The sequence below is a fragment of the Pseudomonas tohonis genome (assembly GCF_012767755.2).
GTDB lineage: Bacteria > Pseudomonadota > Gammaproteobacteria > Pseudomonadales > Pseudomonadaceae > Metapseudomonas > Metapseudomonas tohonis.
Genome location: NZ_AP023189.1, coordinates 4,495,350 through 4,512,293, shown reverse-complemented (window position 1 = coordinate 4,512,293; position 16,944 = coordinate 4,495,350). Strand labels below are relative to the sequence as shown.

The following is a 16,944-nucleotide window of genomic DNA, read 5'->3' as shown; positions in this document are numbered from 1 at the left end:
GGGTCCGCTGGGACTTTGGTGTGATTGTCTCGCCCGGCCACCGCGGTAAAGCTGGCGCAACGCCGGTATCGACTACGCTTGCCGTGCCCCGATTCCCAACTCGCAGCCAGGAAACAAAGACAATGAGAAGTTCCTTCGCGCCTCTGCTCCTGACCCTCGCCGTGTCCGGAGCTGCACAGGCCGCCGACACGGTGAAGATCTACAACTGGACCGACTACATCGCGCCCGACACCGTCGCCACGTTCAGCAAGGAGACCGGAATCCAGGCCACCTACGACGTCTACGACAGCAACGAGACCCTCGACGGCAAGCTGATGACCGGCAAATCCGGCTACGACATCGTCGTCCCGTCCAACCACTACATGGCCAAGCAGATCCAGGCCGGTGCGCTGAAGAAGCTCGACAAGAGCCAGCTGCCCAACTGGAAGAACCTCAACCCGGCGCTGCTCAAGGCCCTGGAGGTCAACGACCCGGGCAACGAACACGGCTTCCCCTACCTCTGGGGCAGCACCGGCATCGGCTACAACCCGGCCAAGGTCAAGGAAGTGCTCGGCGACAACGCACCGCTGGATTCCTGGGACCTGATCTTCAAGCCCGAGAACATGGAGAAGCTCGCCAAGTGCGGCGTCGCCATCCTCGACAACGGCCCCGAGCTGCTGCCCATCACCCTCAACTACCTGGGCCTGCCGCACCACAGCAAGAAGCCGGAGGACTACAAGACCGCCGAGGCCGCGCTGCTCAAGGTCCGCCCCTTCGTGCGCTACTTCCACTCATCCAAGTACGTGGGTGACCTGGCCAACGGCGAGATCTGCGTGGCCGTCGGCTTCTCCGGCGACATCCTCCAGGCCGCCACCCGCGCCAAGGAGGCCGGCAACGGCGTCGAGATCAAGTACTCCACGCCCAAGGAAGGCTCGCCGATGTGGTTCGACATGATCGCCATGCCGGTGGACGCGCCCGACGAGAAGGCCGGCTACGCCTTCATGAACTACCTGCTGCGCCCCGAGGTGATCGCCGGCGTCAGCAACTACGTGCACTACGCCAACGGCAACAACGCCGCCGAACCGCTGGTGGAAGCCGAGATCAAGGCCGACCCGGCGATCTACCCGCCGGCCGACGTCATGGCCAAGCTGTTCGCCCTGGAATCCATGCCGCTGAAGATCGACCGCGTGCGCACCCGCACCTGGAACACCGTCAAGACCGGCAAATGACCCCGCGCTGAAACACCAACGCCCCGGCTTGCCGGGGCGTTTTTCTTGTGGGAGCGAATTCGTTCGCGATCGGGCTGCACCGCAAAACCGGGTTTGACCCGACCGCCAGCTGTGGCCATGCGCAGGGCGGGGCAACCCCCGTAGGGGCGAATTCATTCGCCCAACCGACCAGCCGGCAACCCCTAAGACGCCCGCTCCACCCCGACCGCTGCCACCGTCGGGCGCAGCACCAGCCACAGCGCCAGGGCGATCAGCACGCCGCCCTGCAGGTGCGCCCAGGACAGCGACTCGTCCAGCAGCAGCGCGCCCCAGAACACCCCGAACAGCGGGATGAGGAAGGTCACCGTCATGGTCTTCACCGGGCCGACGTTGGCAATCAGGCGGAAGTAGATGACGTAGGCGAACGAGGTGCACAGCAGCCCCAGCCCGGCCAGCGCCAGCCAGATGCCCGGCTCGGCCAGGGGCGCCAGGGGCATGGCGTGGCTGCTGGCGAGGAAGATCGGCAGCAGGCACAGCGTCGCGCCGGCCTGGGCGCCGAAGGCCGAGAGGCCGCTGTCCAGGCCACCGGCATCGTTGATCCAGCGCTTGGTGAAGAACCCGGCGAAGCCGTAGCAGGTGGTCGCCATCAGGCAGGCCAGGGCACCGCGCAGCAGGTCGGCGTCGAAGGCCACCGGCCCGGCGCCGGTCAGCACCGCCACGCCGGCCAGGCCCAGCAGCACGCCGGCCGCCTTGGGCAGGGTCAGCTTCTCGCCGAAGAACAACCCGCCGATCAGCACGCCCATCAATGGCGTGGTGGCGTTGAAGATGGCCGAGTAGCCCGCCGGCAGCACCTCGGCGGCGAGCGCGTACATGGCGGCGGGAATGCCCGAGCTGACCACGCCAATCAGCAGGATCTTGCCCAGCTTGCCGCGGAAGTCCCAGGTCACCCGCAACAGCGCCAGGATCGCCACCAGGCCGATGGCCGAGATGGCCACGCGGAAGAACGCCGTCGGCAGCGCGCCGATCACCGGCACCAGCACGCGCATGAACAGGAAGCTGGCGCCCCAGATGGCGGCGAGGCTCAACAGGCGGACGAGATCGGCGGGTTTCATGAAGGGGCTCCGAGGCAGGAGCGGCACAGCTTACGCCGCCCCGGCAGCGGCGCAATCGACACCTTGCGATCAAATCGACGGCACAGTTCGGCAAGGCGTCTGGGCTGGGTGTTGTGGGGGCGGGTGGTTCGCCGGCGAGTGAACATCCACGTTCGTGGTGCGTGGCTTTGCTTTTGGGGCCCACTCTCAGACCTCGGCGCATGCAGCAGCCGCTCATTCCGGATGTAGGGTGTGCTGCGCGCACCTGGAGCCCACCGGAAGCACCGAGCGGAGGTGCGCACGCGTTCATCCTGGTCGGGTGAAACCCGGCGTCGTGGGGCGGGGCATCGCGGATGAATCCGCTCCCACAAGGGCGCCGGGGCGGGGCAGCTACAGGGCGGCCTCGAAGACTTCGCGTCCGGCGAACCAGGTCTTCAGCACGCGGGTGTCGCGCAGGGCCTCGGGCTCCACCTGGAAGACGTCGCGGTCCAGCAGGATCAGGTCTGCCTGCTTGCCGGGGGCCAGCGAGCCGATCTGCTGGTCCAGGCCGATGGTGCGCGCCGCGTTGAGGGTGTAGGCCTGGAACATGGTCTCCCGGTCGATTTCCTCGCTCGGGTTGAGCACACCCTTGGGCCCCTTGCGGCTGACGGCCTGGTAGATCGCCTTCCAGGGTTGTGGCGTGGTCACCGGCCAGTCGCTGGCGCCGGCGAGGGTGGCGCCGTTCTTCAGCAGCGAGCGGGCCGGGTACTGGTACTGGAAGGCCATGGCGCTGATGTAGGGCTGCACCAGGTCGAGGGTCGCGTCGTCGGCGCTGGCCCAGTAGAGCTGCATGGAGGCGATCACGTCGAGCGGCTTGAAGCGGGCGAACTCCTTGGGGTTGACCATCTGCAGGTGGGTGATGGAGTGGGGGATGCCGCTGTGCCGGTCGCGGCGTGCCTGCTCGATGCCGTTGAGGGATTCGCGTACTGCGCGGTCACCGATGGCGTGCACGTGCACCAGCCAGCCACGGGCGTCCGCCGCGCTGACCAGCTCGCCGAAGTGCGATGGGTCGATCAGCAACTCGCCGTACTTTTTTGAGTTCTTGTAGGGCTCCAGCAGGGCGGCGGTCTGCGCCGGGTACTCGGGCACGCCGTCGGCGAAGATCTTGATCCCCGGCAGGCTCAGGTTGGGCACGCCCTGGAACTGCCGGCGCACCTGCTCGAGGGTCTCCAGGTCGGCCGGGCGGCTCTTCGGGTGGGCCACCAGCAAGGCGGCGACGTGGGCGGTCAGTTCACCCTTTTCGGCCATGGCCTTGTACACCGGCAGGATGCCGAGGGTCTGGGCGGTGGGCTTGAAGTCGAACAACGGCTCGCCGGGCGCGGCGTTGGCGGCCGGGTCCATCCAGGCGGTGATGCCCAGGCTGAGGTTGTAGCGCAGGGCCGCGCGACCGGCTTCCAGCAACTGCTCGGGGGTCGCCGTCGGGTATTGCGCCAGCACCGGGTCGAGGCCGGCGTCGGCGAGGAAGCCGTTGGGGCGCATGTCTTCGTGGTGGCCGACGGTGGCCAGCTGTTCGCCCTTGAGGGCCCTCACCGTGTCGGCGTCGATGCCGGCGCGTTTGAGCATGGCCTGGTTGACCCAGCCGGTGTGCTGGTCCCAGCCGATGAAGGCGATGGGCACGTCCTTCCATTCGCCCTGGTTGAAGCGTCGCTCGAACTCCGCCACCTGGCTCCAGTAGGCCGAGGGCAGGCCGCCGACGCTGAGGATGTCGCCCTGGCGCGCCTTGCCGTCGTCGCGCCACTGGCGCAGGCGCCGCTCCAGCTCGTCCATGGGCAGGAGCTGGGTGTCGATGTTGGCTGCCGCCAGCTCCAGTCCCCCCATGACCGCATGGGAATGGGAGTCTACGAAGCCGGGCATCAGCACCTTGCCGCCCAGGTCGACGACGCGGGTGCCGGCCTCCTTGAGCCGCAGCATGTCGGCGTCGCTGCCCACCGCACGGATCTTGCCGTCCTCCACGGCCACGGCCTGCTGCAGGGGTTGGCCGGGCTCGGCGGTGTAGACCTTGGCGTTGTGCAGGATCAGGTCCACCGCCGCCATGCTTTCCATGGAGGCACAGATCAGGGCGGTGGCCAGGAGGGTGAGGGCGAGGCGTTTCATCGGCTGGGTTCCGGTTCTTGTTGGTCTGGCGCTGAGCCTAACCAAGCCGGCGCGGCGGCAGAATGCTATGTTCGCGCACAACTTCTATGCCGAATCGGAACAGGTCGATGGACAAGCTCAGTGCCCTCTCGATGTTCATCGCCACCGCCGAGCACGGCAGCTTCAGCCGCGCGGCCGAGCACCTGGGCAAGACGCCCTCGGCGCTGACCAAGGCGGTGGGCCACCTGGAATCCGAACTGGGAGTGCGCCTGTTCGAGCGCACCACCCGGCGCATGGCGCTGACCGAGGCCGGGCACATCTACCTGGAAGGGACGCGCCAGGCACTGATGCAACTGCAACTGGCCGGCGAGGAAGTGGACCAGCTGCAGCACGAGTTGCGTGGCACCCTGCGCCTCACCGCGCCGCCGTCCTTCGGCCCGGCCTTCCTCAACGAGGTCTGCTGCCGCTATATGGACGCCCATCCCCAGGTGCGCCTGGAAGTGGACCTCAACGACGCCTTCGTCGACCTGATCGACGGCGGCTACGACCTGGCCCTGCGCGATGGCCCCACCGACCTGCCGGGGCTGATCGCCAGGCCCCTGGCCGATAACCGCGTCTACCTGTGCTGCACCCCGGGCTACCTGGAGCGCAAGGGCATGGGGGTGACCCTGGAGAACTTCCAGCAGCACGACTGGCTGATCTTCCAGCACCCCATGCTCAACCGGCATTTCTGGTGGCTGCGGCTGGGCGAGGAGCGCATCCGCCTGGCCCATCCGGTGGCGCACCTGGCCAGCGACAACTACGACTTCCTCCTCGCCTGCCTGCTGCGCGGCCACGGCCTGCAGCCGCTCCCACGCTGGAGCGCCAAGCCGTACCTGGCCAGCGGCCAGCTGGTGCGGGTGATGCCCGAGTACCTGCTGGAGCCCGATGTCTTCGGCCCCTGGGTGCATGTGCTCTACCTCTCCCACCGCCGCCGTACCCGCAAGGTCCGGGCGTTCATCGAGATGCTGGAGGCGTATATGCAGGAGCAGGGGATCGCTTGATGGCCGGGCCATCGCGAATGAATTCGCTCCCACCCGTAGGATGGGTAGAGCGCAGCGAAACCCATGCTGTCATCGGGCCCGCTGCGCGCGCCTTGGGCGAATGAATTCGCCCCTACAAGGTCCTGGCTTTGGAAGTTGCGGGTGGCCCCGACGGTGGACCGATGAAGCGCGGTCCACCCTTCCCGAGCCCGTAGGTTGGCGCCGAGCGCAGCGAGGCCCAACGCAACTGCGCCGACCCATTTCGCGAATGAATTCGCTCCCACGAAGAGCCAGGCCGTGCGTAGGGTGGACGTCGCTCTTTACGTCCACCAGCGGAGTTGCGGGTGGCCCCGACGGTGGACCGATGAAGCGAGGTCCACCCTTCCCGAGCCCGTAGGTTGGCGCCGAACGCAGCGAGGCCCAACGCAACTGCGCCGACCCATTTCGCGAATGAATTCGCTCCCACAGAAGAGCCATAGCGGCGCGTAGGATGGGTAGAGCGCAGCGAAACCCATGCTGTTATCGGGCCCGCTGCGCGCGCCTTGGGCGAATGAATTCGCCCCTGCAGGTCCGTTAGAACGACTTGCTCACGCTTGCCACCACCGTTGCGCTGCAGGTGTCGGTGAAGCCGTAGTTGCTGGCGCACTGGCTTTCCGAGAGGTCGGTGTCGACGTAGGCGAGGCCCCAGGTGACGCCGAGGAAGTCGCGGGTCAGCTTGGCTTCCCACTCGCGGTACGACTCGCTGCCGGTGCCGTTGCGCGACCAGAACAGCGGGTCCTTGAAGTCCATGCGCCCGTAGCGCAGCTCCAGGCCCACCTCCAGGGGCAGCTGGGTCTCGTAGCCGACCCAGGTGTAGAGGGTGTCCTGGTCCTCGCCGATGATGTTCGGCGCATCGTCCGAGTAATAGGCGGCGGCCTTGAAGCCGTACGCGCTGAGGATGGCGTACACCTCGCTCTGGTTGAACTGGCTTTCCTTCGGGTAGGCGTACTTGATCACGCCCAGGTCGAGGCTTACGTCGTCCGTGGCCTGCCAGAACCAGCCGGCGTAGTAGTCCACCTCCTGGCGCGTCTTGAGGCCGAAGCCGAAGTCGACGTTGGAGTTCCAGGCGCCGGCGTAGAGGCCGCTGGCATGCAGCAGCGTGGCGCCGGCCTGGATGGCGGGGTCGCCCTGGGTCTGCGAGATGCCGCGGGTGCGGTAGTCGCTGGCCAGGTTGAGGTCGACCGCGACGGCGAAGTCGTCGGTGATCGGCAACGCGGCCTGGCTGCACAGCGGGGCCAGGGCGAGGCCGGCGAGGAGGAGGGTGGTGGAACGCTTCATGGTGGATTCCCGATCTTGTGGTTGTTATGGGCAGATGAAGGGCAAGGCTTCGCCCGACCCCCATGCAGCGGGGCCAGGCATCAGCGGTGGTGCGGTCTTGTTATCGGGCGGCGGTGTAGACCTCGCGGCCGCCGAACCAGGTCTTGAGCACCTGGGTTTCGGCCAGGGCCTTGGCGTCCACGGTGAACACGTCGCGGTCGAGGAGGATGAAGTCGGCCTGCTTGCCGGCGGCCAGCGAGCCGATGTGCTGCTCCTGGCCGATGGTCCGCGCGGCGTTGAGGGTGTAGGCGTAGAACATGGTGTCGCGGTCCAGGCGCTCCTCGGCGTTGAGCACGCCTTTCTCGCCTTCGCGGGTCACCGCCTGGGCCATGGCCGCCCAGGGGTTGGGCGAGGACACCGGCCAGTCGCTGGCGCCGGCGATGGTCGCGCCCTGTTGCAGCAGCGAGTGCGCCGGGTACTGGTAGCGGAAGGCGAAGGCGCTGACGTAGGGCTTGACCATGTCCAGCGTGTAGTCGTCGCCGGCGGCCCAGAGCAGCTGCATGGAGGCGATCACGTCGAGCGGCTTGAAGCGCGCGAACTCCTTGGGGTTCACCAGTTGCAGGTGGGTGATCGAGTGGGTGATGCCACTCTGCCGGTCGCGGCGGGCCTGCTCGATGCCGTTGAGCGCCTCGCGCACCGCACGGTCGCCGATGGCGTGGATGTGCACCAGCCAGCCGCGTGCATCCGCCGCGCTGACCAGCTCGCCGAAGTGCGCCGGGTCGATCAGCAGCTCGCCCTGCTTGTGGCTGTTGCTGTAGGGGTCGATCAGCGCCGCGCTCTGTGCCGGGTACTCCAGCACGCCGTCGGCGAAGATCTTGATCCCCGGCAGGCTCAGGTTGTCGATGCCCTGGAACTGCTGGCGCACCTTCTCCAGCGTGTCCAGGTCGGCGGGGCGGCTTTTCGGGTGGGCCACCAAGAGCGCGGCGACGTGGGCGGTCAGCTCGCCTTTCTCGGCCAGCGCCTTGTACACCGGCAGCACGCCGACGGACTTCTCCGTGGGCTTCAGGGCGAACAAGGGCTCGCCGGGGGCGCCGTTGGCGGCCGGGTCCATCCACGCCGTGATGCCCAGGCTGTTGTTGGTGCGTACCGCGTTCTCGCCGGCGCGCAGCAGCAGGGCCGGGTCCATGGGGGGCAGCACGGCGGCGACGCGGTCCCAGCCGGCGTCCACCAGGAAGCCGTTGGGCGCGCCGTCCTTGCCCAGGCCGATGGTGCCGCGCTCGGCCTCGGGAAGGGACTCGACCAGCTTGGCGTCGATGCCGGCGCGCTTGCGCATGGCCGCGTTGGCCCAGGCGGTGTGGTGGTCGCTGCCGACGAAGACGATGGGCACCCCGGCCCACTCGCCCTGGTCGAAGCGCTGGCCCATGGCCTCGGCCTGGGCCCAGTAGGCGGAGGTCATGCCCCCGACGTAGAGGGTGTCGCCGTGGCGCGCGGTGCCATCGTCGCGCCAGGTGCGCAGGCGTTTTTCCAACTCATCCAGGCTCACCTGCTCGTCACCCATGTTGGCGGTGGACATCTCCAGGCCGCCGAAGATGGCGTGGGAGTGGGTGTCGATCAGGCCCGGCATCAGCGCCTTGCCGCCGAGGTCGATGCGTTGGGTGGAAGCGTCCGCCAGGGCCTTGATCTCGGCATCGCTGCCCACCGCCAGCACCTTGCCGTTCTCCACGGCGATGGCCTGCACCATGGGGCGGGCCTTGTCGGCGGTGAACACCTTGCCGTTGAACAGCACCATATCGGCACCGGCCATGGCTTCCATCGAGGCAAAAGCCACCGCAGCCGCCAGTAGTCGTGGAACGAAGTTTTTCACGGGCTCCCCCTTTGTTTTTGTCGGTCTGCCAGCGAGACTAGCGGCTCCCCGGGGCTGGCAGAACGCCGGCAGCGTGCAAAACCCTTTTGCCGGAATGGAAAAACCATGGACAAGCTCGGTGCCATCGCCATGTTCGTCGCCACCGCCGAACAGGGCAGCTTCAGCCGTGCCGCCGAGCAACTGGGCAAGACCCCCTCGGCGCTGACCAAGGCCGTCAGCCACCTGGAGGCCGAGCTGGGCGCGCGCCTGTTCGAGCGCAGCACCCGGCGCATCGTCCTCACCGAAGCGGGGCGCCTCTACCTGGAGACCGCGCGCCAGTTGCTGCAGCGCCTGCACGATGTGGGCGAGGAGATCGGCCAGCTGCAGCACGGCCTGCAGGGCAGCCTGCGGATGACCGCGCCGCTGGCCTTCAGCCGCGCCTTCCTCGATGAGGTGTGCGCGGGCTTTCTCGCCGCCTACCCGCAGATCAGCCTGCGGGTCGATCTGTGCGACGCCTTCGTCGACCTGGTGGAGGCGGGCTACGACCTGGCCCTGCGCGAGGGGCAGAGCGACCTGCCGGGGCTGATCGCCCGGGTGGTCGGGCGCAACCGCCTGGCCCTGTGCGCCAGCCCCGCCTACCTGGCACGCAAGGGCGTGCCGACCCTCGCCGATCTCGACCGCCACGACTGGCTCGCCTACCGCCACCCGGCGCTGAGCCGGCAGTACTGGTGGGTGGAATGCGACGGCCAGCGCACGCGCCTGGCCCAGCCTGCCGCCCCGCGCCTGGAGAGCGACAACTACGACCTGCTGCTGGCCAACGCCCTGGCCGGGGTCGGCGTGTTGCACACGCCCCTGTGGAGCGCCGCGCCCTATATCGCCGATGGCCGCCTGGTGCGCCTGCTGGCCGACCACGAGATCGACCCGGACGCCTTCGGCGACCAGATCCTCGCCGTCTACCCCAGCCATCGCCGGGCCACCGGCAAGGTGCTGGCGTTCATCGACTACCTGGCCGCCTTCCTCGAGGCGCGGGGGCTGGCCTGAGCGCCGTGACCCGTCGGTCGCGAGCGGTCCGGCCGGGGCTGATGCAGGGGGAGCTTTTTTTCGGGCCGGGCTGTGGCTAAGCTCCGTCTTCCGAATTCCCAGCTGAGTGTTCCCCATGGCGCAGCAATGGCCGGCCGCAGATATCGCGCGACTGATCCTCGATGGTTTCGACGACTACCGTGAGCATTTCCGTCAGATCACCGACGGCGCCCGCGCCCGCTTCGAGCAGGCGCAGTGGCAGGAGATCCAGCAGGCGGCCGCCGCGCGGATCGCCCTCTACGAGGAGAAGGTGAGCGAAGTGGGCGAGCGCCTGCGCGCCGCCTTCGACGAAGAGGTGCTGCTGGACGTGCAGCTGTGGCCGCTGGTCAAGAGCGCCTACATCAAGCTGATCGACCTGCGCTTCGACGACGAGCTCTCGGAAACCTGGTTCAACTCGATCTTCTGCGGCCTGTTCAGCCATGACCTGATCAGCGACGGCTGCATGTTCATCCACACCACGCGGCCGTCCCTGCGCCCCCACGAGCGCGCGCCGCAGACCCGCAGCTACCACCCGCGCGGCGACCTCAAGGCGGCGCTGCTGCAGATCCTCGACGACTACCGCTTCGCCGTGCCCTTCGACGACCTGGAGCGCGACCTCGATCGCCTGGTCGCCCAGCTGCGCGACAGCCTGCCGGACTGGGTGATCAAGGACCCGGAACTGTGCGTCGAGCTGTTCTCCTCGACCCTCTACCGCAACAAGGGCGCCTACCTGGTGGGCCGCATCTACACCCGCGACGAGCAGTGGCCGCTGGTCATCCCGCTGCTGCACCGCGAGGGCAAGGGCATCCAGGTGGACGCACTGATCACCGACGAAGCCGACGTCTCGATCATCTTCTCCTTCACCCGCTCCTACTTCATGGTGGACGTGCCGGTGCCGGCGGAGTTCGTCGGCTTCCTCAAGCGCATCCTGCCGGGCAAGCACATCGCCGAGCTGTACACCTCCATCGGCTTCTACAAGCACGGCAAGTCCGAGTTCTACCGCGCCTTGATCAACCACCTGGCCAACACCGACGACCGCTTCATCATGGCGCCCGGCGTGCGCGGCATGGTCATGAGCGTGTTCACGCTGCCGGGCTTCAACACCGTGTTCAAGATCATCAAGGACCGCTTCTCGCCGTCGAAGAACGTCGACCGCAACACCGTCATCGAGAAGTACCGCTTGGTGAAGAGCGTCGACCGCGTCGGGCGCATGGCCGATACCCAGGAGTTCGCCGACTTCCGCTTCCCCAAGGCCAAGTTCGAGCCCGAGTGCCTGGCCGAGCTGCTGGAGGTGGCGCCGTCCACCGTCGAACTGGAAGGCGATACCGTGCTCATCCGCCACTGCTGGACCGAGCGCCGCATGACCCCGCTGAACATCTACCTGGAAAGCGCCAGCGAGCCTCAGGTGCGCGAGGCGCTGGACGACTACGGCCTGGCCATCAAGCAGCTGGCCGCCGCCAACATCTTCCCCGGCGACATGCTGCTGAAGAACTTCGGCGTCACCCGTCACGGCCGCGTGGTGTTCTACGACTACGACGAGATCAGCTACCTCACCGAGGTCAACTTCCGCTTCATCCCGCCGCCGCGCTACCCCGAGGACGAGATGTCCTCCGAGCCCTGGTACTCGGTGGCCCCGCACGACGTGTTCCCCGAGGAGTTCCCGCGCTTCCTGTTCGCCGATATCGGCCAGCGCAAGCTGTTCAACCAGTTGCACGGCGACCTCTACGACGCCGACTACTGGAAGAGCCTCCAGGACGCCATCCGCGCCGGCAAGGTGATCGACGTCTTCCCCTACCGGCGCAAGGAACGCCCGGACGCCATCCAGTGACGGCCTGAAGGCCATGGGCGACCCGCTGTTCTCCAGGGCCACCTGGCTCAACTCGCTGCACATGTCGACGCTCACCGTGGCCTGCCTCGGTGAGCGCGGCATCGACGCCGCCAGCCTGCTGGAAGGCAGCGGCATCACCGAGGACGACCTGCGTGCTCTGCAACGGCTGATCAACCCCGGGCAGGAGCAGCAGGTGTTCGCCAACGCCCTGCGCCTCGCCGACACCCCCGCGCTGGGGCTCGAGCTGGGCCAGCGCACGCGCATCTCCGCCTACGGCCTGCTGGGCTACGCGCTGCTCTCGGCACCCACCCTGGGCGAGGCCCTGCGCATCGGCCTCGGCTACCCGGTGCTGCTGGGCACCTACTTCCACCTGCGCCTGGTGGAGGAGGGCGACCTGGCCTGGCTGCTGGCCAGCGGCTACGGCGAGCGCGAAGCGCTGAAACCCTTCAACACCGAACTCTGCCTGGGCTCGCTGCGGGTGATCTGCGCCGACCTGCTCGGCCAGCCGCTGCCGGTGGCGGCGCTGGAGCTGGACTACCCCGAGCCCCCCGGCGCCGCGCCGCTCTACCGCCAGGCCTTCGACCGCGCCCCGCGCTTCGGCCGCGCGCGCAGCGGCCTCGGCTTCCCCCGCCAATGGCTGGAGCGCCCGCTGCCCCTGGCAGACCCTGTGACCCACCGTGAAATGCTCGAACAGTGCCGCCGGCAGAACGCCGAGTTCGCCACCCGCCGCGCCTGGCTGGAGCGTGTGCGCGAGCAACTGGCCCAGCGCCTGGCCTCGCCGCCGGGGCTGGAGGAACTGGCCCGCGCCATGAACTGCTCCGCCCGCAGCCTGCGCCGCCACCTGGCCCAGCAGCAGACCAGCTACCAGCAACTGCTCGACGACCTGCGCTTCGCCCGCGCCAAGGAACTGCTGCAGCAGGGCGAGCTGCCCATCTACCGCATCGCCGAAGAACTCGGCTTCAGCGAAACCGCCAGCCTGCGCCACGCCTTCCAGCGCTGGAGCGGCCAGCCCCCCAGCCAGTTCCGCGGCTGAGCCCCGGCGCAGGCCAACCCGGGGGTGGATGGCGCTTCTCCCATCCACCAAGTGGAGCCCCCAATCGCGTTGAACCCACACGTAACGCGTGGGTGGGCCGGGCGGTGCTCCGCTTCAGCCCACCGCTGCCGTTTCCCGCCGCCCACATTGGTTGCGTCCGCATTGTGTTCAGTGGGCCCCCGCTTTCGCGGGGGTGACGTATGGGCGGGTACGTTCGCGTAACCCCGTCATCCTCGCGAACGCGGGGATCCAGTGAAGGTGGGACGTTGCCTCCGGCGGCCCTACGCACCGGGTAGCCCGGGCTTCAGCCCGGGATGGCCCATGCGAGGAGTCAGGCGATCGCCCGTGCCTGGCGCAGCGCCGGGATCACTTCCTGGGTGAGCCATTGCCGCAGGTTGCGGTTCTCGGGGTGGGGGAAGTGGCGCTGGAGGAGGGCGTAGGCGCCGGATTCGCTGACCATCATTTCCTCGCCCACCGTACCGTCGCCGGCGGCGATGAGGCCGAGGCGCCATTGGTCGGGGTCGAGGCGCGCCTGGACCTTGTCGCCGAAGTGGATGCCCATCAGGCGGGCAAGGTCGCGGGCGGCGAACCAGGGTTCGTGCTGGATGAGGGTGGCACGCAGCAGGCGGCGGTAGCGGAAGAAGCGGAGGGTGTCGAAATAGCGGTTGGTCATGATGCAGCTCCCTGTCGAATCCATTGGAGCCGCCACCCCCGGCCATCCGGGTGTTGGGGTGGCGGACCGTGCAAGGTTTAGAACCACCGGTAACAGACAGGGCAGATAACCGGGCGGGCGTGAGCCCCCCTTGCACAGTCCGCCATAGACAGCCAGGAACGACAGGAAGGTCTCCTGTCGATCCTGCTTATGGCGCGCCTCATCTGTATTGGCTGGGGTTCTAAGCCCAGGTTGCAACCTGGGTCGCAACGGAGCGGGATGCTGCCCAAGCCCCTTGTAGGACGGCAATGCAGTTGTCGTGTCAGAACTGTCGGAGCCTGCCTGGCCGCAACCCTGTGGCCAGTCAGGTTGGCCATTTCGATCCCCTATTGGCCGCCCGTCCCCCTGCGCAAGGGGCCCCGATCGGCCACAGAATCCATTCACCAATAACAAGATGAGGTTCCCGGCATGCTGACCGTGTACAGCGACGACCATCGTCTCCATTTCGGCCAGTCCGAACTGGTGGACGGCAAGCTCCAGCCCTGCTTCGAGATGCCCAGCCGTGCGGACACCGTGCTGGCGCGGGTGCGCCACCAGGCGCTGGGCGAGGTGATCGAGCCCCGCGACTTCGGCCTGGAACCCATCCTGCGGGTGCACGACGCCGCCTACGTGGATTTCCTCAAGGGCGCCTGGGCGCGCTGGGCCGCCGAAGGCCACAGCTGCGACATGCTGCCGAGCACCTTCCCCGCGCGCCGCCTGCGCCGTGATGGCCCCATCCCCACCGCGCTGCACGGCCAGCTCGGCCACTACTGCTTCGACACCGAGGCGCCGATCACCGCCGGCACCTGGCAGGCCGTGTACAGCTCGGCGCAGGTCGCGCTCACCGCCCAGGACCACATGCGCAACGGCGCCAACACCGCCTTCGCCCTGTGCCGCCCGCCGGGCCACCACGCCGGCAGCGACTTCATGGGCGGCTACTGCTTCTTCAACAACGCCGCCATCGTCACCCATGTCTTCCTCGACCAGGGCGCACGCCGCGTGGCCATCCTCGACGTCGACTACCACCACGGCAACGGCACCCAGGAGCTGTTCTACAACCGAGGCGACGTGCTCTTCGCCTCGATCCACGGCGACCCGCTGGTGGAATACCCCTATTACCTGGGCCACGCCGACGAGCGCGGCGAAGGCGCGGGCGCGCTCTGCAACCACAACTACCCGCTGCCCCATGGCACCGGCTGGGACGGCTGGGCCGCCGCGCTGGAGGACGCCTGCGGCAAGATCGCCGCCTACGCGCCGGACGCGCTGGTGATCTCCCTCGGTGTCGACACCTACAAGGACGACCCCATCTCCCAGTTCAAGCTGGACTCGCCCGACTACCTGGCCATGGGCCGGCGCATCGCCGCCCTCGGCCTGCCGACGCTGTTCATCATGGAAGGCGGCTATGCGGTGGAGGCCATCGGGGTGAACGCCGTCAATGTGCTGCAGGGCTATGAAGAGGTGGCCCGATGAGCGCGCGCCATCTCCTCGCCCTGGCGCTGCTGGGCGCCTCACTCCACGCCGCCGCCGAGCCGGTGGTGCGCATCTACAACTGGTTCGACTACATCGCCCCGGACACCCTGGAGAACTTCCGCAAGGACAGCGGCATCACCCCCAAGTACGACGTCTACGACAGCAACGAGGTGCTCGAGGCCAAGCTGCTCTCCGGCCACTCCGGCTACGACCTGGTGGTGCCCAGCGACGGCTTCCTGCCCAACTACATGAAGGCCGGCGTGTTCCAGCCGCTGGACAAGAGCAAGCTGCCCAACTGGAAGAACCTCAACCCGGCGCTGCTCAAGGTGCTGGCCGCCAAGGACCCGGGCAACCAGTACGTGATGCCCTACATGTGGGGCACCAACGGCATCGCCTACAACGTCGACAAGGTGCGCGCGGTGCTCGGCGAGAACGCGCCGGTGGATTCCTGGGAGCTGATCTTCAACCCCGACAACCTGGCCAGGCTCAAGCAGTGCGGCGTGGCCTTCCTCGACTCGCCCACCGAGGTGATCCCCGAGGTGCTGCACTACCTGGGCCTGCCGCCCAACAGCCGCAACCCCGAGGACTACGCCAAGGCCGAGGAACTGCTCACCCGCCTGCGCCCGCACATCACCTACTTCAGCTCCTCGAAGTTCGTCAGCGACCTGGCCAACGGCGAGATCTGCGTCGCCCTGGCCTGGTCCGGCGGCGCCATGCAGGCCGCGGCCCGCGCCGAGGAGGCGGGCAACGGGATGAAGGTCGTGTACCGCATTCCCAAGGAAGGCACGGCCGCCTGGTTCGACGTACTGGCCATCCCCAGGGACGCGCAGAACGTCGAGCAGGCCCACGCCTTCCTCAACTACCTGCTGCGCCCGGAGGTGGTCGCGCCCATCTCCGACCACGTGGCCTACGCCAACCCCAACCAGGCGGCGGACGGGTTGATCTCGCCCACCCTGCGCGACAACCCCAACGTCTACCCGCCGGCGGAGGTGCAGGCGAAGCTGTTCTCGGTGGAGATGCTGCCGCCGAAGCTGGAACGCATCCGTACCCGCACCTGGACCAAGATCAAGACCGGCACCTGAACCGACCGCGCTCGCGCCCGCAGGATGGCGTAGAGCGAAGCGAAACCCATCACTGCTGCAGATGATGGGGCGCAAAAAAGAAGGGCCGCACCGCGGCCCTTTTTCATTTGTGCTTTAAAAATGAAATGCTATGTTATGTAGCACTTCATATATGGATCATTCGCCATGGGTATCGTCAAGATTTCCGATGTTCTGCACGAAGAGGCGCGCATCGCCTGCCGCGCCATGTCCCGCTCCATCAACGCCCAGGCCGAGCACTGGATGCGCATCGGCATGCTCGCCGAGGCCCAGCCGGAGCTGACCTACGCCGACATCGTCAAGCGCCTGATGGAGGAGGCCCGTGAACTGGAGCTCTCCGCCACGCCGCCGGTGGAGGCGGTGGAGTGAGCAAGGTCACGATCAAGAACGCCGCCGAGATCGAGCGCATGGTCGTCGCCGGCCGCCTGGCCGCTCGGGTGCTGGAGGCGCTGGATGACTTCATCGTCCCCGGCGTCACCACCGCGCAGATCGACGCCTTCGCCGAGCGCTACATCCTCGACACGCTGCAGGCGATCCCCGGCAGCAAGGGGCAGTACGGCTATCCCTTCACCGTCAACACCTCGGTCAACCAGGTGGTCTGCCATGGCTGGCCCTCGGCGGAAGAGGTGCTGCAGGAGGGCGACATCGTCAATGTCGACGTCACGGTGATCAAGGACGGCTTCTACGGCGACACCAGCAAGATGTACTGCCTCGGCGCCGTCAGCGACGACGCCCGGCGCCTGGTGCAAACGACCCGGCAGTGCCTCTACGACGCCATCCGCCTGGTGCGCCCGGGCGCGACCCTGGGCGATGTCGGCCACGCCATCCAGAGCCGTGCCGAGGAGGCGGGCTACTCGGTGGTGGTGGAGTACTGCGGCCATGGCATCGGCCGGCAGATGCACGAAAGCCCCCAGGTGCTCCACGTCGGCCATCCCGGCACGGGCCTGCGCCTGCAGCCGGGCATGACCTTCACCATCGAGCCGATGATCAACCAGGGCCGCCGCAGCGTCCGTACCCTGGCCGATGGCTGGACCGTCGTCACCCGCGACGGCAGCCTCTCGGCGCAGTTCGAGCACACCGTCCTCGTCACCGAGAGCGGCTTTCGCGTGCTCACCCTGCGCGAGGAAGAGCGCGACGCCTTCCCGGGCTAGCCGCCGCCCTGTAGCCCGGGCTTCAGCCCGGGAACGTGCTATACAGAGGCGCCACCGCTCG

General features: G+C 67.8%; 14 protein-coding genes. 9 read left to right on the top strand and 5 right to left on the bottom strand.

The features are described from left to right. The first annotated feature begins 122 nt into the window (after window positions 1-122). Window positions 123-1,208 carry a polyamine ABC transporter substrate-binding protein gene (locus HSX14_RS20380; protein ID WP_173178897.1) on the top strand — a complete coding sequence of 362 codons (1,086 nt, stop codon included), beginning with the start codon at window positions 123-125 and terminating at the stop codon, window positions 1,206-1,208. A gap of 182 nt (window positions 1,209-1,390) precedes the next feature. Here HSX14_RS20380 and HSX14_RS20375 read toward each other — a convergent pair whose 3' ends face one another. Both HSX14_RS20375 and HSX14_RS20370 read right to left on the bottom strand, forming a co-directional pair. Continuing rightward, window positions 1,391-2,299 (bottom strand): DMT family transporter, encoded by a 909-nt coding sequence (locus tag HSX14_RS20375; protein ID WP_173178898.1) that lies wholly within the window; start codon window positions 2,297-2,299, stop codon window positions 1,391-1,393. Between the two features lie 369 nt (window positions 2,300-2,668). Then, entirely contained in the window at window positions 2,669-4,411 is a 1,743-nt protein-coding gene (locus HSX14_RS20370) for an amidohydrolase (protein ID WP_173178899.1), read from the bottom strand. A 107-nt stretch (window positions 4,412-4,518) separates the two neighbouring features. Between HSX14_RS20370 and HSX14_RS20365 the strand changes: the two genes are divergently transcribed. Then, complete coding sequence (locus HSX14_RS20365) at window positions 4,519-5,433, top strand: LysR family transcriptional regulator (protein ID WP_173178900.1); 915 nt, start codon at window positions 4,519-4,521, stop codon at window positions 5,431-5,433. Window positions 5,434-5,985: 552 nt separating this feature from the next. On the opposite strand, the gene HSX14_RS20360 is transcribed toward HSX14_RS20365, so the two are convergent. Continuing rightward, window positions 5,986-6,729, bottom strand: a complete 744-nt coding sequence (locus HSX14_RS20360; RefSeq protein ID WP_173178901.1) for a TorF family putative porin — start codon at window positions 6,727-6,729, stop codon at window positions 5,986-5,988. Window positions 6,730-6,829: 100 nt separating this feature from the next. After that, on the bottom strand, window positions 6,830-8,572 hold the full coding sequence (locus HSX14_RS20355; RefSeq protein WP_173178902.1) for an amidohydrolase: 1,743 nt from the start codon (window positions 8,570-8,572) through the stop codon (window positions 6,830-6,832). 105 nt (window positions 8,573-8,677) lie between these two features. Here HSX14_RS20355 and HSX14_RS20350 point away from each other — a divergent pair, with 105 nt between their 5' ends. The 3 genes from HSX14_RS20350 (at window position 8,678) to HSX14_RS20340 (ending at window position 12,471) form a co-directional block, all read left to right on the top strand. After that, window positions 8,678-9,592: a LysR family transcriptional regulator gene (locus HSX14_RS20350; protein ID WP_173178903.1), complete on the top strand. Its 915-nt coding sequence runs from the start codon at window positions 8,678-8,680 to the stop codon at window positions 9,590-9,592. A gap of 115 nt (window positions 9,593-9,707) precedes the next feature. Further along, window positions 9,708-11,438 (top strand): bifunctional isocitrate dehydrogenase kinase/phosphatase, encoded by a 1,731-nt coding sequence (gene aceK, locus HSX14_RS20345; protein WP_173178904.1) that lies wholly within the window; start codon window positions 9,708-9,710, stop codon window positions 11,436-11,438. A gap of 13 nt (window positions 11,439-11,451) precedes the next feature. Next, complete coding sequence (locus tag HSX14_RS20340; RefSeq protein WP_173178905.1) at window positions 11,452-12,471, top strand: AraC family transcriptional regulator; 1,020 nt, start codon at window positions 11,452-11,454, stop codon at window positions 12,469-12,471. 331 nt (window positions 12,472-12,802) lie between these two features. Here HSX14_RS20340 and HSX14_RS20335 read toward each other — a convergent pair whose 3' ends face one another. Further along, window positions 12,803-13,144 (bottom strand): BRO-N domain-containing protein, encoded by a 342-nt coding sequence (locus HSX14_RS20335; RefSeq protein WP_173178906.1) that lies wholly within the window; start codon window positions 13,142-13,144, stop codon window positions 12,803-12,805. A gap of 447 nt (window positions 13,145-13,591) precedes the next feature. Here HSX14_RS20335 and HSX14_RS20330 point away from each other — a divergent pair, with 447 nt between their 5' ends. The 4 genes from HSX14_RS20330 to map all read left to right on the top strand — a co-directional run bounded on the left by HSX14_RS20330 (window position 13,592) and on the right by map (window position 16,883). After that, window positions 13,592-14,632, top strand: a complete 1,041-nt coding sequence (locus tag HSX14_RS20330; protein ID WP_173178907.1) for a histone deacetylase family protein — start codon at window positions 13,592-13,594, stop codon at window positions 14,630-14,632. Beyond that, a complete protein-coding gene (locus tag HSX14_RS20325; RefSeq protein WP_173178908.1) occupies window positions 14,629-15,714 on the top strand; it encodes an extracellular solute-binding protein in 1,086 nt (361 codons plus the stop codon). Before HSX14_RS20330 ends, HSX14_RS20325 begins: the two co-directional genes overlap by 4 nt. 165 nt (window positions 15,715-15,879) lie before the next feature. After that, window positions 15,880-16,101, top strand: a complete 222-nt coding sequence (locus tag HSX14_RS20320) for a ParD-like family protein (protein ID WP_173178909.1) — start codon at window positions 15,880-15,882, stop codon at window positions 16,099-16,101. A gap of 38 nt (window positions 16,102-16,139) precedes the next feature. Then, window positions 16,140-16,883 carry a type I methionyl aminopeptidase gene (map, locus tag HSX14_RS20315; RefSeq protein ID WP_230428061.1) on the top strand — a complete coding sequence of 248 codons (744 nt, stop codon included), beginning with the start codon at window positions 16,140-16,142 and terminating at the stop codon, window positions 16,881-16,883. Window positions 16,884-16,944 lie beyond the last annotated feature (61 nt).

Bases quoted from the DNA above. Each gene is read 5' to 3' on its own strand.
- HSX14_RS20380 (WP_173178897.1), top strand. From the start codon at position 123: ATGAGAAGTTCCTTCGCGCCTCTGCTCCTGACCCTCGCCGTGTCCGGA.
- HSX14_RS20375 (WP_173178898.1), bottom strand. From the start codon at position 2,299: ATGAAACCCGCCGATCTCGTCCGCCTGTTGAGCCTCGCCGCCATCTGG.
- HSX14_RS20370 (WP_173178899.1), bottom strand. From the start codon at position 4,411: ATGAAACGCCTCGCCCTCACCCTCCTGGCCACCGCCCTGATCTGTGCC.
- HSX14_RS20365 (WP_173178900.1), top strand. From the start codon at position 4,519: ATGGACAAGCTCAGTGCCCTCTCGATGTTCATCGCCACCGCCGAGCAC.
- HSX14_RS20360 (WP_173178901.1), bottom strand. From the start codon at position 6,729: ATGAAGCGTTCCACCACCCTCCTCCTCGCCGGCCTCGCCCTGGCCCCG.
- HSX14_RS20350 (WP_173178903.1), top strand. From the start codon at position 8,678: ATGGACAAGCTCGGTGCCATCGCCATGTTCGTCGCCACCGCCGAACAG.
- aceK (WP_173178904.1), top strand. From the start codon at position 9,708: ATGGCGCAGCAATGGCCGGCCGCAGATATCGCGCGACTGATCCTCGAT.
- HSX14_RS20340 (WP_173178905.1), top strand. From the start codon at position 11,452: ATGGGCGACCCGCTGTTCTCCAGGGCCACCTGGCTCAACTCGCTGCAC.
- HSX14_RS20335 (WP_173178906.1), bottom strand. From the start codon at position 13,144: ATGACCAACCGCTATTTCGACACCCTCCGCTTCTTCCGCTACCGCCGC.
- HSX14_RS20330 (WP_173178907.1), top strand. From the start codon at position 13,592: ATGCTGACCGTGTACAGCGACGACCATCGTCTCCATTTCGGCCAGTCC.
- HSX14_RS20325 (WP_173178908.1), top strand. From the start codon at position 14,629: ATGAGCGCGCGCCATCTCCTCGCCCTGGCGCTGCTGGGCGCCTCACTC.
- HSX14_RS20320 (WP_173178909.1), top strand. From the start codon at position 15,880: ATGGGTATCGTCAAGATTTCCGATGTTCTGCACGAAGAGGCGCGCATC.
- map (WP_230428061.1), top strand. From the start codon at position 16,140: ATGGTCGTCGCCGGCCGCCTGGCCGCTCGGGTGCTGGAGGCGCTGGAT.